Source organism: Bacteroides sp. HPS0048, assembly GCF_964240755.1.
Lineage (GTDB): Bacteria > Bacteroidota > Bacteroidia > Bacteroidales > Bacteroidaceae > Bacteroides > Bacteroides nordii.
In genome coordinates this window covers 1-19,060 of record NZ_CAXSVC010000034.1, presented here as the reverse complement: position 1 = coordinate 19,060, position 19,060 = coordinate 1, and the positions used below count along the sequence as shown (strand labels likewise).

General features: G+C 40.5%; 14 protein-coding genes and 1 tRNA gene. 7 read left to right on the top strand and 8 right to left on the bottom strand.

What is annotated here, in order from left to right:
* Positions 1-146: 146 nt before the first annotated feature.
* Positions 147-1,055 carry a phosphate acyltransferase gene (locus ACESQI_RS19945; RefSeq protein WP_002558158.1) on the top strand — a complete coding sequence of 303 codons (909 nt, stop codon included), beginning with the start codon at positions 147-149 and terminating at the stop codon, positions 1,053-1,055.
* An 8-nt stretch (positions 1,056-1,063) separates the two neighbouring features.
* On the top strand, positions 1,064-2,125 hold the full coding sequence (buk, locus tag ACESQI_RS19940) for a butyrate kinase (protein WP_221649186.1): 1,062 nt from the start codon (positions 1,064-1,066) through the stop codon (positions 2,123-2,125).
* Between the two features lie 343 nt (positions 2,126-2,468).
* Here the strand turns inward: buk and ACESQI_RS19935 are convergent, their stop codons facing one another.
* The 5 genes from ACESQI_RS19935 to pnp form a co-directional block, all read right to left on the bottom strand.
* Positions 2,469-4,121 (bottom strand): SusD/RagB family nutrient-binding outer membrane lipoprotein, encoded by a 1,653-nt coding sequence (locus ACESQI_RS19935; protein ID WP_373126896.1) that lies wholly within the window; start codon positions 4,119-4,121, stop codon positions 2,469-2,471.
* 20 nt (positions 4,122-4,141) lie between these two features.
* Positions 4,142-7,528, bottom strand: a complete 3,387-nt coding sequence (locus ACESQI_RS19930) for a TonB-dependent receptor (protein ID WP_373126894.1) — start codon at positions 7,526-7,528, stop codon at positions 4,142-4,144.
* A 187-nt stretch (positions 7,529-7,715) separates the two neighbouring features.
* Positions 7,716-8,648: a FecR family protein gene (locus ACESQI_RS19925; RefSeq protein WP_373126892.1), complete on the bottom strand. Its 933-nt coding sequence runs from the start codon at positions 8,646-8,648 to the stop codon at positions 7,716-7,718.
* A 97-nt stretch (positions 8,649-8,745) separates the two neighbouring features.
* Complete coding sequence (locus tag ACESQI_RS19920; protein ID WP_195349605.1) at positions 8,746-9,306, bottom strand: RNA polymerase sigma-70 factor; 561 nt, start codon at positions 9,304-9,306, stop codon at positions 8,746-8,748.
* 137 nt (positions 9,307-9,443) lie between these two features.
* Complete coding sequence (gene pnp / locus ACESQI_RS19915) at positions 9,444-11,570, bottom strand: polyribonucleotide nucleotidyltransferase (RefSeq protein WP_002558150.1); 2,127 nt, start codon at positions 11,568-11,570, stop codon at positions 9,444-9,446.
* A gap of 196 nt (positions 11,571-11,766) precedes the next feature.
* Here pnp and ACESQI_RS19910 point away from each other — a divergent pair, with 196 nt between their 5' ends.
* The 3 genes from ACESQI_RS19910 to ACESQI_RS19900 all read left to right on the top strand — a co-directional run bounded on the left by ACESQI_RS19910 (position 11,767) and on the right by ACESQI_RS19900 (position 14,013).
* Positions 11,767-12,918 carry a thioredoxin-like domain-containing protein gene (locus ACESQI_RS19910; protein WP_373126889.1) on the top strand — a complete coding sequence of 384 codons (1,152 nt, stop codon included), beginning with the start codon at positions 11,767-11,769 and terminating at the stop codon, positions 12,916-12,918.
* Positions 12,919-13,098: 180 nt separating this feature from the next.
* Complete coding sequence (gene greA, locus ACESQI_RS19905) at positions 13,099-13,563, top strand: transcription elongation factor GreA (RefSeq protein ID WP_007487469.1); 465 nt, start codon at positions 13,099-13,101, stop codon at positions 13,561-13,563.
* A 51-nt stretch (positions 13,564-13,614) separates the two neighbouring features.
* Complete coding sequence (locus ACESQI_RS19900) at positions 13,615-14,013, top strand: HIT family protein (RefSeq protein WP_221649189.1); 399 nt, start codon at positions 13,615-13,617, stop codon at positions 14,011-14,013.
* 64 nt (positions 14,014-14,077) lie between these two features.
* Here ACESQI_RS19900 and ACESQI_RS19895 read toward each other — a convergent pair whose 3' ends face one another.
* Both ACESQI_RS19895 and ACESQI_RS19890 read right to left on the bottom strand, forming a co-directional pair.
* The gene (locus ACESQI_RS19895) at positions 14,078-15,253 is read right to left on the bottom strand and encodes a DUF418 domain-containing protein (RefSeq protein WP_373126887.1); all 1,176 of its coding nucleotides are present in this window, start codon (positions 15,251-15,253) and stop codon (positions 14,078-14,080) included.
* Positions 15,254-15,415: 162 nt separating this feature from the next.
* Positions 15,416-16,498 carry a mannose-1-phosphate guanylyltransferase gene (locus ACESQI_RS19890; protein ID WP_291582618.1) on the bottom strand — a complete coding sequence of 361 codons (1,083 nt, stop codon included), beginning with the start codon at positions 16,496-16,498 and terminating at the stop codon, positions 15,416-15,418.
* 157 nt (positions 16,499-16,655) lie between these two features.
* On the opposite strand from ACESQI_RS19890, the gene ACESQI_RS19885 reads away from it, so the two are divergent.
* Together ACESQI_RS19885 and ACESQI_RS19880 are read left to right on the top strand one after the other, a co-directional pair.
* A tRNA-Leu gene (locus tag ACESQI_RS19885) sits at positions 16,656-16,739 on the top strand.
* A gap of 74 nt (positions 16,740-16,813) precedes the next feature.
* On the top strand, positions 16,814-17,017 hold the full coding sequence (locus tag ACESQI_RS19880) for a hypothetical protein (protein ID WP_025867453.1): 204 nt from the start codon (positions 16,814-16,816) through the stop codon (positions 17,015-17,017).
* Between the two features lie 6 nt (positions 17,018-17,023).
* On the opposite strand, the gene ACESQI_RS19875 is transcribed toward ACESQI_RS19880, so the two are convergent.
* Entirely contained in the window at positions 17,024-18,574 is a 1,551-nt protein-coding gene (locus ACESQI_RS19875; RefSeq protein ID WP_373126915.1) for an alpha-galactosidase, read from the bottom strand.
* Positions 18,575-19,060: the final 486 nt, after the last annotated feature.

The following is a 19,060-nucleotide window of genomic DNA, read 5'->3' as shown; positions in this document are numbered from 1 at the left end:
AATGTACATATTCAAGACATTGTGGCATAAAGTTTAACGAATTTTATTCTCCGTATGACAAAATGTTACGTATATGCATTATTTTTATACGTTACTATGCTGTATTTTTCAATCATTTTTCTGATATTTGCTAAAAATCTAACGTTATGGAACCTATTAGAAATTTCGACCAGCTGACATCCCACTTGAAAACGTTGAATAGACGGAAGAGGATTGCAGTAGTTTGTGCCAATGATGCCAATACAGAATATGCCATAGCCCGTGCTCTTGAAGAAGGAATTGCTGAATTTCTAATGATCGGAGATTCGGCGATACTTGAGAAGTATCCCACTTTAAAGAAATATCCGGAACTGGTAAAAACCATCCATGTTGAAGATCCGGACGAGGCTGCCCGTCAAGCTGTGCGTATTGTTCGTGAAGGTGGAGCAGATATTCTGATGAAAGGGATTATTAATACGGATAACCTTCTTCATGCCATTCTCGACAAAGAAAAAGGACTGTTGCCTAAAGGGAAAGTATTGACTCATCTTGCTGTGATGCAGATTCCTACCTATAATAAATTACTGTTTTTTTCTGATGCGGCTGTTATTCCCCGTCCTACTTTGCAACAACGTATTGAAATGATCTGGTATGCCATTCATACTTGTCATTCTTTTGGGATTGAACAGCCACGTATCTCTCTTATTCATTGTACGGAGAAGGTCAGTGCCAAGTTTCCCCATTCATTAGATTATGTGAATATTGTGGAGTTGGCAGAAGCCGGTGAGTTCGGTAATGTTATTATTGATGGTCCGTTGGATGTCCGTACTTCCTGTGAGCAGGCAAGTGGGAATATAAAGGGAATTGTTTCGCCTATCAACGGGCAGGCAGATGTTTTGATATTCCCTAACATCGAGTCTGGTAATACTTTCTACAAGTCAGTGTCTCTTTTTGCCAATGCAGATATGGCAGGCTTGCTGCAAGGTCCTGTTTGTCCGGTGGTACTACCTTCACGTAGTGATTCCGGTTTGTCAAAATATTATAGCATGGCTATGGCATGCCTTACTTGTAAATAAGATGTATAATGAAGATACTCGCCATTAATCCTGGTTCTACTTCGACGAAGATTGCCGTTTTTGAGGATGAAACTCCGTTGCTGGTTCGTAATATTCGTCATACGGTAGACGAGTTGGCTACCTTTCCACAGGTGACCGATCAGTTTGATTTTCGTAAATCTCTTGTACTTACGGAGCTGGAGAAGGAAGGAATTCCTTTCCAGTTTGACGCCATTATCGGCCGTGGAGGGCTGGTAAAGCCAATTCCCGGAGGTGTATACGAAGTTAATGAGGCTATGCGGCTTGATACTCTTCATGCTATGCGTACCCATGCCTGTAACTTGGGATGTCTTATTGCGGCTGAGTTGGCTTCTATGCTTCCCGGTTGTCGTGCTTTCATTGCCGATCCTGGTGTGGTGGACGAAATGGATGAAATACCTCATATCACAGGGTCACCTCTTATGCCTCGCGTTACGATCTGGCATGCATTGAACCAGCGTGCTATTGCCCGTCGCTATGCCCGCGAACACGATACGAGATACGAAAATCTGAATCTTGTTATTTGTCATTTGGGCGGAGGTATTTCTATTGGTGCCCACGATCATGGGCGTGCTATAGACGTAAATAATGCGCTTGATGGTGAAGGACCGTTTTCGCCTGAGCGTGCCGGAACTCTTCCGGCCGGGCAATTGATAGACTTATGTTATAGTGGACGTTTTACGAAAGATGAATTAAAAAAACGTATTTCCGGTCGTGCCGGTCTGACAGCACATTTGGGTACGACGGATGTTCCTGCTATTGTAGCTTCTATAGAGAATGGAGATAAGAAAGCAGAGTTGATATTGAATGCAATGATTTATCAGGTGGCCAAGAGTATTGGCGCGGCGGCTGTAGCTCTCTATGGTAAAGTGGATGCAATACTGTTGACGGGAGGGATTGCCCATTCCGATTATGTCGTTTCCCGTTTGAAAGAACGTATCTCTTTCCTTGCTCCGGTGTATGTATATCCGGGTGAAGATGAGCTGGAAGCTCTGGCACAGAATGCATTAGGAGCTTTGCGAGGAGAGTTGCCTATTGCTGAATATAAATGATGCAGGTTGGGCGTATAGAGAATAGATATGCTTGATTGTAATAATAGTATAGAATGCCTTGCTTAAGATATGAAGTTTGCTATGAAAACATCCGGATGTTGTGGTACACAACATCCGGATGTTTTATATAAGAACATGGGGATGTTTTTATTGTAAAAGTGTACTTTTATCTACAATAAGAAAGTACGGTAATGATTAGAAGCATTACTGTGGTTTGCTCTATTGATCCGTAGTTATGCTGTATTATAAAACAAGAGGGTACCCTTTCGGACACCCTCTTTCAATCCTCTCTCTTAATTTAAACTAATACGGAGAAAACGTCTAATCAGGATTTTTATATCTATTAGAAATTATTTTTTCCAACACTCCACCATACGTCGGTACCACCATTATCGGCGCCTCCTAAAGCACCTACCAATTGTTGATATAGATCCGGGAAGGATGAAGCTAAACCAGACGGGAACGGGAGACGGCGTACCATCTTATTGGTATCAATCAGTCCATTGCTATGGTTTGTCAATACTTTAAACAAATGAGGATAACCAGTACGACGCTGTTCAGCCCATGCTTCTGCTCCTTCCGGATACAGTGCCAACCATTTTTGCGTGATAATTCGTTCCAGCTTCACTTCCTTGCTGGCATTTTCATCCCATTTTGGGGTTATTGTTGATACGGCTTTCATGTCATTGCTTTCAAAGAATACATCTTTGTAGTCTGAAGGTTGGGAATTACTTTGCAAGTATTCGTCTGCATTTGTTGCTCCCCACTGTTCGAAAGAAAGGCGGACAGCTTTTTCATAACAGTTCTGAACGCTTTCGTTTGCTCCGGTGAATTCACGTAATTTAGCTTCGGCGCGAAGGAACCAAACTTCGGAAGCTGTCATTAAGGGTGCATCGGTAGTAATCTGGATGGTTGAGCGTGAGTGGTATTTATAATGATTACATTCGGCCGGCGTATTGTAGTTGAATCCTTGCGGAATACCTTTTTGCATGCCCTTATAGTCGAAGCGTGGTTTGAATGATGCGTCCAGACCTTCGGTTCCGCCTACAGAAGGTGTAAAATACTTATTGGTACGAGGATCATTATAGCCTACGAGGAAAGATTCCATAGAGGCATTCATATATACTTCCCACCAGCCGAGCCCGATGGTGCCCAATGGGTTTTTGTAATTACTTCCATCAGCAAAGACTGCTACATTTTCAGCATTGGTTTCAATGAGTCCGTGAGGGTCTTGTAATGCTTTGGTAACTTCAGTTGCTGCTTGTTTAGGATTTACGTTGGATATGCGCATGGCTAATCGCAGACGAAGTGAATTAGCCCATTTGGCATAATGTGCCAACGTTTTATCGTTTTTCATCAGAATATCGAATTTAGTAATATTGTCTATAATCTCTTGAGCAATACCTTCCTGAGTGGACTCATCTATCCAGGAGAGAGCCTGATCGATATCTGCAAACATGGCTGTGTATACCTTTTCCTGAGATTCGGGAATGTAATTCTCAAAATCTGAATAAAGAATTGCACCATACTGATCGGCTAATCGATGAAGCATAGCTACTTTATATATTTTGCATAAGGCTAAGTAAGGTTTACAATTAACATTGGCATCCATACTTTTATTCAGAGCAGATACTCCGTATTGATAAGTATAAGTCCAGTTTGTTCCATTCCATCCGTCATTTAGATTGTAAGTGGAATTCATGTCAGTAAACTTGGAAGCCATGTCGTGGAAGTAGCCTGCAAACATATCTACATTCAGATTTTGCATGGTCTGAAATGTCCAGTCTGTACCACCTGGAGCCGGGTCATTAAAGTAGATGGAACGTTGAATGGTATTGAAATACATTTTGTTACCATACTTACTATCTGCTATTTGCTTGTCGGGTGTATAGGCTCCCAATTCGGTGTTCATATATTCAAACTTGTCTGTACAGGCGGTTACAACAAACAGAATACCGAATAATAATGCTGCTATATATTTGATTTGATTTTTCATATCGTTCTGTGTATTAGTTATTAGAATGTAAATTTTAGGTTAAATCCCATACTGCGTGTAGTTGGCATTCCAAATACGTCTACTCCCTGATTTGTGTTACCTACAGACATTAAAGCATCCGGATCGAATGGTGCATCTTTGTAAATAAAAAACAAGTTGCGTGCAACTAATGCCAAGTTGATACTTTTAAATACCTTTGTTTTTTCAATCCATGCCTGTGGCAGATTGTAACCGATAGATAGTTCACGCAGGCGAATATTGGTTCTGTCGTAAACGTAATACTCAGAACATCCATCAATGTTACCAACTCTTCCATAGAAGCCTTGTACATCTTTAATTTGTTTACCTTCTAATTCGACATAACCGCGGTCCATCGCTTCTCCTATGTTTTTACTGACACCATATTGATCCAGTTGGCCTTGAGTGAATGACAATACTTTCCCACCAAAGCTGCCATCGATAAGGAAACTGATGTTTACTCCATAGAAGCTGAAGGTATTACTCCAACCCAAGGTACAGTCGGGGTTACTGTTTCCTAAGTAAACATCGTCACGGTTTGCTGTTAGAGTAGGGAGTCCGTCGTCGTCATATTGAATATTTCCGTTATCGTCACGGCTGAAGCCTTTTCCGTAAAGATCTCCCAATGATCCCCCTTCTTTTACTTTCATACGATAAGCCATGTTCAAGCCATCCTGTCCATAGTTATACTCTTTGTATGTGTCGGTCAATTCTTTTACTTCATTCTTATTGGTGGCAAAGTTTATCTGGGTTCTCCAATAGAAGTTTTCATTTTGTACAGGAACGCCACCTATTGTCAGTTCGAAACCTTTATTACTGATTTTGCCTGCATTAATCATCTGATTGGTATAGGTAGAACCTGGTTTCATTGGAACAATAAGGAATTGGTTTCTGGTCATAGTCTGATACCATGTGAAGTCAAGGTCGATTCGGTTGTGTAAGAATTTGAATTCACCACCAACTTCCCAAGAGTCTGTAAGTTCGGGTTTCAAAGTTCCGTCATTATAGTTGGTCACTTGTTCTATATTGCCTCCGATAGACAATTGAGGATAGAGATGGGCCTGATATCTGGGCAGGTCATTACCTACCTCGGCAAATGAACCACGTATCTTGGCAAAATTAATCCAGTCCGGCAGATTAATTGATTTGTGAATCAACCATGATAAACCTACGGAAGGATAGAAGTAACCTTTTTTCAAAGAATTGGTTCCATACAGTGTAGATGACCAGTCATTACGTGCTGTCAGATCCAGATAAAGAGCATCAGCGTATCCGATTTGTGCGGTACCGAACACAGATTGTACTTCTCGGGTAGCATTGTTTTCAGTTTCCATACCCGTACCGGAATCGTATTTGACATTACGTAAGTCAAATACATTAGGGTAATGAAGTCCGCTTTTATATGAATCGATATTTAGTGAGTTACTTCTCTGGTAGTTGATGGCTGCACCAAGTGCTGCGTTCAGGCTGAACTTACCCCATGTTTTATTTATCATAGCCATAAGGTCACCATATACCATGAACTCACTACTTGTACCATACATGTATCGTCCGTTATCTGTTTTTGCATCCCAATCTCCGCCAGTCAGACTGGTAGAAGTGGAAGCCCACATCTTTTGTTCGGTTTTATCACCGATATAATCGCCTGTACCACGTGCCTGGATAGTCAGCCAGTCAGTTGCCTTGACGTTAGCAGTTAATGAAGCAATGGTACGTGTACGTGTATCTCTGTTGGTTACACGGTTTAACATCCAGTAGGGATTTCCTTCCATTCCGTTGTTGAAGTCTTTATACCAGTATTGTCTGGGCATACTACGATCATCGTCCCATTTCTCTCCGGCTTTGTATTCGTTCATATCTTTCTCACGTGGGAAAGTATATAAGCCGATCAATGGATTCAGGTATAGGCCACCGGTTACAGGACGGTTTTTACCATTTTGGTGCATCAGGTTAACGTTACCGTCAAGGGTTAATTTATCATCGAAGAACTTGCCTGTCTGGCGGAAAGTAAGGTTGTGTTTTGATAGTTTGTTAACATCAATGATTCCTTTGGCTCGTGTATTGGAATATGAGAAATAGGTTTGAGCTTTCTCATTTCCGGTAGAGAGACTTATTGAGTTGATGGCTGTGATACCGGTTGAGAAGAAGTCGGACAAATTATCATGTTTGCCGATACTTGCATCCGGTTTCCAGCTGGAATTGTATGAGTCCTGGAACTCTGGTTTACTAATTGCCTGATCGAATGTGAGGCTGGATGAATAAGTTACGCGGGTTGAACCTGCCTGTCCTTTTTTCGTGGTGATCATGATAACACCATTTGCGGCTTGTGAGCCATACAGCGCTGCGGCAGAGGCACCTTTCAGGACGGAAATAGATTGGATATCTTCGGGATTCAGGTTCGAAATACCATCACCGGTATCATGATTACCAGCATCATTATTACCTCCCATAATAGTAGAAGTAGTTTCATTGGCAGAGTTCAGCATGGGCACACCGTCAATTACATAAAGTGGTTGATTGTTTCCATTTTCATAGGCCGAACGGATACCGCGGATAGATACTTTGGCAGATCCACCCAATCCGGAAGCACTTTTGGTTATAGTTACACCGGCAATTTTTCCTTCCAGTGCATTAATCATATTGGGATCTTTTACGCGGGTGAGGTCATCTCCGTTTACCTGTTGTACGGAATAGGTCAATGTTTCTGATTTGCGTTTGATGCCCATTGCTGTTACAACAACGGTTTCAAGTGACAGTGCTTCTTCCTCCATCTTGATATTGAAGTTTCTTTGTCCTTTTACTGCAATACTCAGTGGCTGATATCCTACATAGGTGATGGTTAGTGTAGCATCGGCAGGGACGGAGAGAGTGAAATTACCGTCCATATCTGTAATTGTACCATTAGTCGTACCTTTTTCCAAGATATTGGCACCAATGATAGGTTCTCCTTTACTGTCGGTAACTGTTCCTTTGATAGGAATGTTATTGTTGTTTTGTTGTATGGATACTACATTCTCATTATTTTTAGTGAGAACGATATTGTTTCCTTCCATTACATAGCTGATGCCTGTACCCTTGAAGGCTTCGTCCAGCACCTCTGATACGGCTTTATTGTCAGCATCAATGGTTACGGTGCGTCTGGTGTCTACATTCTTTTTGTTGTAAACAAACAGATACTCGGTCTGTGATTCTATCTGAGAGAGTAATTCGCTCACTTTCAGATCTGAGCGGGGAATGCTAATTTTTGCACTTTGTGAATAGCTGTTTCCGCTGTAAGCCTGAAATGTTACGAACAGAAGAAGGAAAATAGTAATCTTCATAGTAAGTAATATTTGCTTGAATGCTAAACTTTTTGGGCATAAATGCCCTTTCAAAGAAATTTTTCTCATATCTTTGTAATGTGTTAAGTTAATAAATTGATTAAGGTCGATTTTTGACTGTTTCGAATCGGAAAGTATGGGGGTACTTTCCGATTCTCTTTTTCAGAGGGGATAGGGGATTTTCTATAACTTCATGTGCATTCTGGTATTTAAAGGGTTAGTACTAAATTAAAGGTTTTATTGAGCTCTTTTTTTCCTATTCTATGGTTATACTGTCTTTGTCTTCGTTGATCTGATAAGTGAATCGGTGGTCTTTCTGAATAACCCGGAGTATGTGTTCAACACCGTCTTGCTCTTTGAACTTACCTGTACAACGGTAATTCAATACTTCGGGATTTTTGACTGTTATCTTTACATTATAATATTTTTCGAGTTTAGAGAGTATGCAGGTAAAGGGGGAATCGTCAAAACAATACAATCCTTCTTTCCATCTTAAATATTCATACGAAGGGAGAATTTTCTTTTGGGCTTTTCCATTGTACGATCCGAAAAATTCATCTTTAATGAGACGGGTAACAGGTTTTATTCCTTCAGAAGTATAAATATCGACGATACCTTCTACAAGTGTAGTTTCAAATTCATTACTTCCCTTGTAGGCACATACATTGAAACAAGTACCTACTACGCGTACTTTATTTGTTTCAGTATTTACAAAGAAAGGAATCTTTTTGTTCTTGCTTACTTCAAAATAGGCTTCTCCATCCAAGCTAACGTTTCTCTCTTGCCGTCCGAAGTTGCTGGCATAAGTCAGTGTAGACTGAGAGTTTAACCATATTTTGGTACCGTCTGCCAATGTGATTTGTGCCCGTTGTCCGGCAGGAACGGTTACAGTTTGTAGTTGGGCCAGTCTGCTGTATTGATAGTCTTTGAACAAGAATCCACACCCCCAAACGATTGCTATCATTGCTGCGATACGGGTAGTCCATTTCAGCATTGGAATGATACGTGCTTTATTATTTGCATGGATGGATTGTTTTTCATTGGAGAAAAGCGCGATGTCATAAAGCATACGCTCTTTTTGGAATGTTTTTCTATTCTCATCAGAAGCATCCACCCAATCGAGAATTTGTTTTTCTTCCTCTATTGTGGCGTTTCCCTTAAAGTATTTGTATAGCAGATCCTGGTTCATAAGGCTTTTATTTCTATTGTTTGGAGGAGCTTTTTCTCCCCCTTCTGTATATATAACAGGTTACCTCAGGACTACCCTAATGAAAAAATGATTTTTTTTAGAGAAGAATAGAAATTAAATAATCTTTTAGCTCAGTACGCAATATTTTTAGCGCTTTGGTGATATGAAACTCTACGCTTTTGATTGATATACCAAGCTTCTCAGCTATCATTCTGTTGGGAGTATTCTGATAGCGGCTTAGTATAAATATATTCCGGCTTTGTTCGGGCATTTTGAGAAGTGCTTTACGGACGATATGTTGTATTTCGGTATTGAAGATCATATCCGGTTCACACGCTTCAAGTGTGGAGATTCGCAAATCAAGTTCTCTTTGTCTGTGGGTATTGATATCATCTTCGGCACGCAGACGTACTTGTTCGTGGGCAAGATGGTTTAGTGCTTTGTTTTTGATGATTGTCAGGAGTAGTGCTTGCAGATTAGAATCATTTTCCCATTTTTCACGGTTCTCCCAAAGAGCTATCATTGACTCCATCAGAATATCCTCGGCCTCGACTTTGTTCCTTATATAGGAATAGGCAAATGATAAAAACCTTTCCTGATTTTCCTGAAAAAATCGGGTAAAGGTATCCATAGTATGAAGGTTATTCGGTTGAGGCATTATCTGCTTTAATGTTTTTTTCTTTTTCTTCAGACAAAACAACGCATTCTTTTCGAGAAAAACAAACTTATTGATAAAAAAATGGCTGAACTTATTGTAGTTCAGCCATCTTCTATCTTATAGAAAGCAATGCTTTGTTATTTCTTTTCCGGTTTTGGAAGTAATACTTTTCTGGACAGCTTAAATTTGCCAGTTTTAGGATCAACATCCATTAATTTCACTTCAATCTCGTCACCTTCTTTGATTCCGGCTTCTTCTACTGTTTCCAGACGTTTCCAGTCGATTTCAGAGATGTGGAGCAATCCGTCTTTGCCTGGCAGGAATTCAACGAATGCACCATAAGGCATAATAGAACGAACTTTACCTTTGTATATTTCACCAACTTCGGGTACAGCAACGATGCCTTTGATGATACGCATAGCGTCGTCAATGCTTTTCTTGTTGGTTCCGGCTATTTCGATACGACCTACTCCGTCTGTTTCTTCGATGGTGATAGTAGCACCTGTATCTTCCTGCATGCCCTGAATGATCTTTCCGCCCGGGCCAATGATAGCTCCGATGAATTCTTTCGGGATAGTCATTGTTTCAATACGTGGAGCATGGTCTTTCAGTTCAGTGCGAGGTTCGTCAATTGTTTCGAGCATCTTACCGAGGATATGCATACGTCCTTCTTTTGCCTGATTCAATGCACGTTCAAGGATGTCAAATGACAAGCCGTCTACCTTAATATCCATCTGTGTAGCAGTGATACCGTTTTCAGTTCCGGTTACTTTAAAGTCCATATCTCCCAAGTGGTCTTCATCACCAAGGATATCCGAAAGTACTGCATATTTGTCTTCACCTGCATTCTTGATTAATCCCATAGCGATACCAGATACCGGTTTTTTGATCTTTACACCAGCGTCCATCAGTGCCAATGTTCCGGCACAAACAGTAGCCATGGAAGAAGAACCGTTGGATTCGAGGATATCAGAAACGACACGAACTACGTAAGGATAATCTGTAGGGATCATACCTTTTAATGCACGCCATGCCAAGTGTCCGTGACCAATCTCACGACGTCCTACACCACGCTGTGCTTTTGCTTCTCCTGTAGAGAAAGGAGGGAAATTATAATGCAATAAGAAACGCTCTTTCCCGTGAACCAGTACATCATCTATAGTCTTTTCATCGAGTTTGGTTCCAAGTGTAACAGATGTCAGTGACTGAGTTTCTCCACGAGTGAAGATAGCTGATCCGTGAGGTCCCGGCAATGGATTGACTTCGCTCCAGATAGGGCGAATCTCGTTTGTCTTACGTCCGTCCAGACGTTTACCTTCGTCCAGAATACAACGACGCATAGCCTCTTTTTCTACATCATGATAGTAACGGTCGATCAATGCGCTTTTCTCAGCCAGTTCTTCTTCAGTAAACTGAGCTTTGAATTCGTCGCGGATAGCATCGAAAGCTTCCTGACGTTCGTGCTTGTTTCTGTTTCCGGAAGCTGCAATAGCATATGATTTGTCATAGCAAGCCTCGCGAACAGCCTTACGAAGTTCTTCATCGTTTTCTTCGTGTGAGTATTCACGTTTTACAGTTTTACCAACTTCCTGAGTTAGTTCCATCTGTGCTTTACAATGAATTTTAATAGCTTCGTGAGCTACTTTCATTGCTTCCAGCAGTTCAGCTTCTGATACTTCGTGCATTTCGCCTTCTACCATCATGATATTTTCATAAGTAGCGGCAACCATGAGGTCCATATCTGCTTGTTCAAGCTGGTCGAAAGTAGGATTGATAACGAACTTACCATCAATACGTGCTACACGTACTTCTGAAATCGGTCCGTTGAATGGAATATCTGATACGGCAAGTGCTGCTGAAGCGGCAAGTCCTGCCAATGCATCGGGCATGTCAACACCATCTGCTGAGAACAGGATAATATTTACATAAACTTCTGCGTGATAATTATCGGGGAATAGGGGGCGGAGAGCACGGTCTACTAAACGGCAAGTAAGAATCTCATAATCAGAAGCTCTTCCTTCTCTTTTTGTAAAACCACCGGGAAAGCGGCCAAATGCTGCAAATTTTTCTTTGTACTCTACCTGAAGCGGCATGAAATCTGTTCCGGGAACTGCATCTTTAGCGGCACAAACAGTAGCAAGTAACATGGTGTTACCCATGCGAAGCATTACAGAACCGTCTGCCTGTTTTGCCAACTTTCCCGTTTCGAGCGTGATGGTTCTGCCATCTCCTAACTCGATCGTCTTAACAATTGGGTTGATCATAAAAATTGTTTTATCTATATTTTCTTTCAAAATTCCTGCAAAGATATATATTTATCGTTCTAATATCGTGGGAATGAGATAAAAAGTTATTGCTTATTTGGTTTTTTTTCAAAAAAAGGGTGAAGAACAGAACAAAATGCTTTGATGAGTCTCGAAAAGAACTATATTTGCAGTTCGAAAAATAACATGCATAGATATGAAAAAATTAACTTTTGTAGCACTTGCTGCCTTAGCCTTGAGCTCTTGTAATTCCGGCCCTCAGTTTAAAGTGAATGGAGTGGTTTCGGATGCCAATGGTAAAATGCTTTATCTGGAATCATCAGCTCTTGAGGGTATTATACCTTTGGACTCAGTGAAGTTGAAGGGAAATGGTTCGTTCAGTTTTCGGCAAGCTCGCCCGGAATCTCCTGAGTTTTACCGGTTGCGTGTAGACGACAAAGTTATTAATTTTTCAGTTGATTCAACAGAGACCATTGAGATAAAGGCCCCTTATGTTGATTTTGCTGCTGCATATACGGTAGAAGGTTCTGAAAACAGTCAGAAAATTAAAGAGTTAAGTTTGAAGCAGGCTCGTTTGCAGAATCAGGTGAATGCGTTACTGGCAGTTGCCCGTTCTAATAAATTGGGGCATGATGTTTTTGAAGATAGTTTGTCTGTGTTGCTCAAAAATTATAAGGATGATGTGAAAGTGAACTATATTTTTGCTGCTCCTAATACAGCCGCTGCTTATTTTGCTTTATTTCAGAAGTTGAATGACTATCTTATTTTCGATCCTTTAAATAGTAAAGACGATATTAAGTGTTTTGCGGCGGTGGCTACCAGTTTGAATAATTCCTATCCTCATGCTATCCGTTCCAAGAATCTGTATAACATTGTTATAAAGGGTATGAAGAATACGCGTGCTCCTAAGCAGAAAACGATAGAGATACCTGAGGATAAGATAGCAGAAACCGGCGTAATTGATATTAGCTTGCGGGATATAAAAGGAAATGTTCGTAAACTCAGCGAACTAAAGGGGAAGGTTGTCTTGCTGGATTTTTCTGTTTATCAGACTCAGGCAGGTGCTCCCCACAATCTGATGTTGCGTGAGCTTTATAATAAATATGCAAATCAGGGATTTGAAATTTATCAGGTGTCTTTGGATGCAGATGAGCATTTCTGGAAAACATCAGCCGACAATCTGCCTTGGGTTTGTGTACGTGACGGTAATGGAATATATTCCAGTGTTGCTGCGTTATACAATGTTCGTCAGGTGCCTGCTCTCTTTCTTGTGAACCGGAATAATGAACTGAGTGCACGTGGTGAAGATGTAAAAAACTTGGATAGTGCGATCAAATCATTGCTTTAAGTTGTTATAAATTAGAAGTTTTCATTTAAATATGTTACATAGCATTGGTTTTTGCTTGACGCGTATCATTTAAAAGCCTATCTTTGCAAAAGAAATAATGAAAAGAGGGTTCCAGCATGGCTCATGTTGGAATTCTTTTTTGTTTTATATGACCGTTTAAATTAAAGGAGGAAAAACATCATGGCTTATATGTCAGAAGAAGGTTACAAGAAATTAATGGCAGAACTAAAAGAACTGGAAACAGTAGAGCGCCCTAAGATTTCTGCGGCAATAGCCGAAGCACGTGATAAAGGTGACTTGTCAGAAAATGCAGAGTATGATGCTGCAAAAGAGGCGCAAGGTATGCTTGAGATGAAAATCAATAAGCTGAAGGCAATTATTGCAGACGCGAAGATTATTGATGAGTCAAAACTGAAAACAGATTCAGTACAGATTTTGAATAAAGTAGAACTGAAGAATACAAAGAATGGTATGAAGATGACTTATACCATTGTATCCGAAAGTGAAGCTAACCTGAAAGAAGGAAAGATTTCCGTAAGTACCCCGATTGCTCAGGGATTACTTGGCAAGAAGGTGGGGGATGTTGCTGAGATTCAGGTACCACAAGGTAAAATCAGTCTGGAAGTAGTAAACATTTCGTTTTAATACTAAGGCAGGTCCGTTATAAGGGCTTGCCTTATTTTATATATTTAGGTTATGGCAACAATATTCAGTAGAATTATCGCAGGTGAAATTCCCTGTTATAAGGTGGCAGAAGATGAACGTTTTTTTGCTTTCCTTGATATCAATCCGCTGGTGAAAGGGCATACGTTGGTTATCCCCAAGCAAGAGATTGATTATATTTTCGATTTGAGTGATGATGACCTGGCAGCCATGCATGTCTTTGCCAAATCGGTAGCTCGTGCTATTGAGAAAGCTGTTCCTTGCAAACGTGTGGGGGTAGCTGTTATGGGTCTGGAGGTTCCTCATGCTCATATTCATCTTATTCCTATCAATAAGGAGTCGGATATGATAATCTCCAATCCGAAACTAAAATTATCTGATGAAGAGTTTAAGGAAATAGCCGGAAGCATTCATCAGGCATGGGTGAAATAAATACCTTCTTCTTCTAAATAATGGAAAAGCGCATTGTCCGGGTGGATAGTGCGCTTTGTTGTTTTTATATCTTTATCCATGTACCTTTGCGCCATAAAAACTCAAGTGGCCCTTGTTTATGGCGTTCCAACCAGTAGCGACTGAATATCAGCTGAATCGTAAATATGAATAATCCGATGAATAGTGTTGCGGTTGCTCCGGTAGATGTGTAAAGTCCTAACCCAAAGCCATAGTAAATACAAACGCCTATGATGGACTGTGAGATATAGTTAGTCAGGCTCATTCGGCCATAGGGAATAACTATCTGCTGCCATTTATATCCGTCGCCTTTCTTAAACCATAACAATGTAAATGCAGAGATTAAAATAAGCATGAAAGTAAAGTTTGCCAGCGATGGAATGGCTATGTTGAAGGGTGTTAGTACAGACTGATTATGAATGTATGCCGGAGCAAAAACGCGAAGGATATGTAGTGGAATAAACGCGATAACAGATAGTTTAAGCATACGTTTCCAGATACAGATTGTAGATGTACTTTTGATAAAGTATTTCCTGCGTCCCAGTAACATCCCGAACATAAATAAAGCGGCTGTTTGGAATAGGCGTCCATTTTCTACCTGCCAGATATTACTGTATAATTGTCCGTTCCATATATTATTGTTTAAAACCTCAAGGAAAGTTCCGTGACTGGTAGCCTCTTGGGCAAGCAGGGCATAAGGCATGAACTTATTCGCGTTTATTACGTAATCGGGGTTTAATATTGCATAGATCATTCGCCCCCATTCAAAAGGTTGGAGTAACAAAATCAGTGCAATCCAGAAAACCGTTTTATCTTTTAGCCTGCAAACGGGAATTAGTGTGAGTCCAACGACGGAGTAAAGCAGTAAGATGTCACCGTTATAAAATAATGCATGCAATTGGGAAAAAAGGAATAGCAAGACCATGCGCCAGGCAAAACGTCCACGGAAATCTATTCCCCGCTTTTCGGCATTGTGGTATTGAATGTAGAAACTAAATCCGAAAAGGAGTGAGAATGTTGCATAAGCTTTTCCCGCAAATAAGAAGAACAGCGTATTCCATACCCCCTTGTCCAACGTTTGCAACCATTCAGGTTGAGCTTCAGGAATAAAATAAATATTGTAATGTTCTAAGTTATGTAATAATACAATGGCCAGTAAGGCAAAACCACGTAGTGCATCTACTACATTGAGTCTGTGAGAGTTTTGAAGAGTTTTGTCCATTTCTCAGTTGGTGCTGTTTTATTAACCGAAAACATGTCCGGAATGGTAATAGATTTTTTTGCAAAGATAAAGGAATAGTTTTTAATACCTATATATCTTTTGCTAAAACTGAGATGGAGCATTACTTGATAAAAAAAGGGGCTTTTTTAGCCCCTCCTTTATTTAAATGTAGTCATCGCCCATTTTCATCTGAGCGTCATTAACATATTTTCGTATAGCATGTTCTTCGTCTTTTTTGCAGATAAGCAATACGTTTTCTGATTCAGCAACCAGGAATCCTTCGAGTCCTTCAATGACTGCCAGTTTTCCTTCAGGTAAGACAACTATATTGTTTTTGCTGTTGTAGATCAATGATTCACTTTTCAAAGTGACATTGTTGTTCTCGTCTTTCGGAGAGAGGTCATATAATGATCCCCATGTTCCTAAATCCGACCAGCCAAAGTCCCCAAGTGACACATAAACATTATCTGCTTTTTCCATAACACCAAAGTCAATGGATACATTGGGGCAAGCAGGGAAGTTCTCTTCAATAAAAGAGGTTTCTTCGGGAGTTCCATAGAAATCTTTTCCTGCTCCTAATTTTGATGCTAATTCGGGTAATAATATTTCGCTGGCTTTGATAATGGTATTTACGTTCCACATAAATAATCCGGAGTTCCAATAGAACTCACCACTTTCTACAAATACTTTAGCCAGTTCGAGTTCCGGCTTTTCTGTAAAAGTTTTTACTTTGTAGAAATTTTCTCCATCCTGTTCGGCTATCTGAATATATCCGTAGCCTGTTTCCGGCCGATTCGGCTTAATACCTAATGTGAGTAGTTTGTCTGAATGTGCAACAAAGTCGAGTCCTTTTTCAATTGCTTCCAGAAACTCACCTTCTTTCAGTATCAAATGGTCTGAAGGAGCTACTACTATGTTAGCGTTCGGGTTTAATGCACGGATATGATAGGAGGCCCACGCGATACAGGGAGCGGTATTTCTTCTTGCCGGTTCAAGCAAAATTTGATCCGGGTTCAATTCCGGAAGTTGTTCTTTTACCAGGTCTGCATACATCGCATTGGTTACGATGAGTATATTTTCCGTAGGGATTACTTTGTTAAAGCGATCAAAAGTTTGCTGTAACAAAGAGCGTCCGGTACCAAAGAAATCCAGAAATTGTTTAGGCAGAGTTTTGCGACTAAATGGCCAGAAGCGGCTACCAATGCCACCTCCCATAATTACACAATAATTATCTTTACCTGTCATGATATTGACTGTTTTAAAAGTTTCTGCTAATTTACGGTTTATTCTTTGAACAGAGAAGTGTTTAAGGGATGTTTTATAAATTTTTCCTCCTTTTTTTATCAAAATGCTTGTGGGTTTAGAAAAAAGACGTATCTTTGCACCGCAATTGAAACCAAATGCCCAGATGGCGGAATCGGTAGACGCGCTGGTCTCAAACACCAGTGGATTCACTTCCATCCCGGTTCGACCCCGGGTCTGGGTACTGAAGCGGAGAAAGTTGAAAAACTCTCTCCGCTTTTTCTTTTCTATCCCTCGTAATATTTAGTGCTTTTAGAAGTGGAAATAAAACATAAGATACAATTTGGTGGTAATACAGATGAATTAGCGGGAAAGGTATTGTCAGGAGAAAAAATTGCTATTTCTTCTTTATATGCTTATTGCCGTATGAATTTGAAGGAAATAAGTAAAGTGGGGGACTATGCTATATTAGACTCATCTGGGGATGAAGTATGTGTTGTGAGGATACTATTTACGGTTTAATCCTGTTTAGATGTCTTTCTCTAACGTGAAACAATCTATATCCGGTGCCCAGCAGTAGGGGCTGCACATACGTATTACATTATTCCCGGCTTTTAATTCTACAGGTAATGTGATGATTGCCATACCTTTTGAGTCATCGGTTTGTAGATCTTTTAGTATCGTTTTTTTGCCATTTACTTCGACTTCCAGTTTGCGGTCTGCACCCGGGACATAAGAAATATGTAATTTATACCGTCCCCCTTTTTCACTGTATACTTCGTTCCATTCGGCATAATTTTCTGCCTGTCCGCCCAGATAACGTACAATCATGCCTCCTGATGCATCTTTGAGTGGGGCATAGAGAATATTCCTGGGATGCGTAGCCAAATCGTTATAGCATGGCAGATATGCCCATTCTGCTTCATAATGGGTAGGCTCCAGGCGTTGTTCGGCTTCCAGGCGAAGTATTTTTACGCTATGAGGGGGTAGTTCGTATACCAACTTATTGGTAACGGTGCCGACTGATTGGCGTTTTATTAAATCACGTACTTTTATTTTTCCTCCCAATTCGAGTTGTGTTGTCGGTATCGAAAAAGAGCAATTTGTGTCAGAAGGATTATAGAATGCCACTGCACGTACCTTGCCTCGTTTTTGTTCCATATCTTTCGTCAGTACATACCCTCCATTCTTATGTTGTACTACATAGGCTTGCAAGCCTAACGGATCTTGATTGAGTGCAATGAGTTCTCTGTTTTTCAATAATTCCAGAGAAGATTTTGGGATTGTTGTCAGGTCACAACCGATAAGTAACGGTGAACTCATGATACACCACATAGCGAAGTGTACTTCCTCTTCTTCCGGTTTCAGCCCACGACCAATTTCCAGCATATCCATATCGTTATAATGTCCGCCTCCGGCATATGCAGATAAATACAGGTTTTTGCCGATAATATATTTGATGGATTCCCATTTGGGAGTGATATCTGCACTGATACGCCATGAGCGGGCAAGGTCTTTGGCCCATGTCCCGGGAAATGCCCAGCGACAGATGTTTAATGAAATATTCCGGTTACAAACCGCATCAATAGCCTGACGAATTTCGGTATAACGCTTCTGTTCTTCCAATGCCAATGACTGTCCTGCACCACAGTAGTCTATCTTGATAAAGTCGAAGCCCCATTCGTTGAAGAACAGGTCGGCGTCCTGCTTTTCGTGTCCATACAATCCTACCCCAACACCATTGGGGTCTTTGTCCCAAATAGAACCACAGGTATTACTTCCGGCATCGGAATAAATGCCCGCTTTTAAACCTTTGGAATGAATATAGTCGGCTACACACTTTAAGCCATTGGGGAAACGTTCGGGATGAGTTTGTAACTTTCCGTTTTCATCACGCCAGCCAAAGAAACCATCATCTACATTTACATACAGATAGTCGGCTTCTTTCAAACCTTGGCTGACCATTGCATCGGCCTGTTTCTTGATCAACGCTTCGTTGATATGAATACGATAGGTGTTCCATGAACTCCAACCCATAACAGGTGGATCCAATTGGTTGATCTGGGCCATAGCCCCCATCGTTATGGTACTTAACAAGAAGAGTGATAAACTGCTGATGTGTAGGAATTTCATAGATACATTCATTTATTATTGCCAATGCTTACATTATCTGCAAAGTTACTATTTTTTTGTTTGGTCATTGTTGAACAGCTATTTTCTTTTTAATGTCATTTTTTAAGTTTCGTTTTTTTTGCACCTTTACTTCTTTCTTTTCCGGATCAGTGATAACTCTGTTCGTCCGCTTCATATGTTGCATCCGCGCTCGTAGATTCATTAAACATGAGGTGAGAATGAGTGGAATGTGGAGGTAATGTATTGTGACAAATTGTAGTAAAATAACTGGTTTTGTAACAGGCTGATATATAGCGTGTTATTAACCATTGTTTTTCTCCGTAGAGAAACAGGTCGTTTCTCTACGGAGATCGCCTCGTTCCTCGTATACTCTATTAAAACCAAATGTTTCCGCAGAATATTGCTTTAATAAATGTTAACTACGAAAGATAT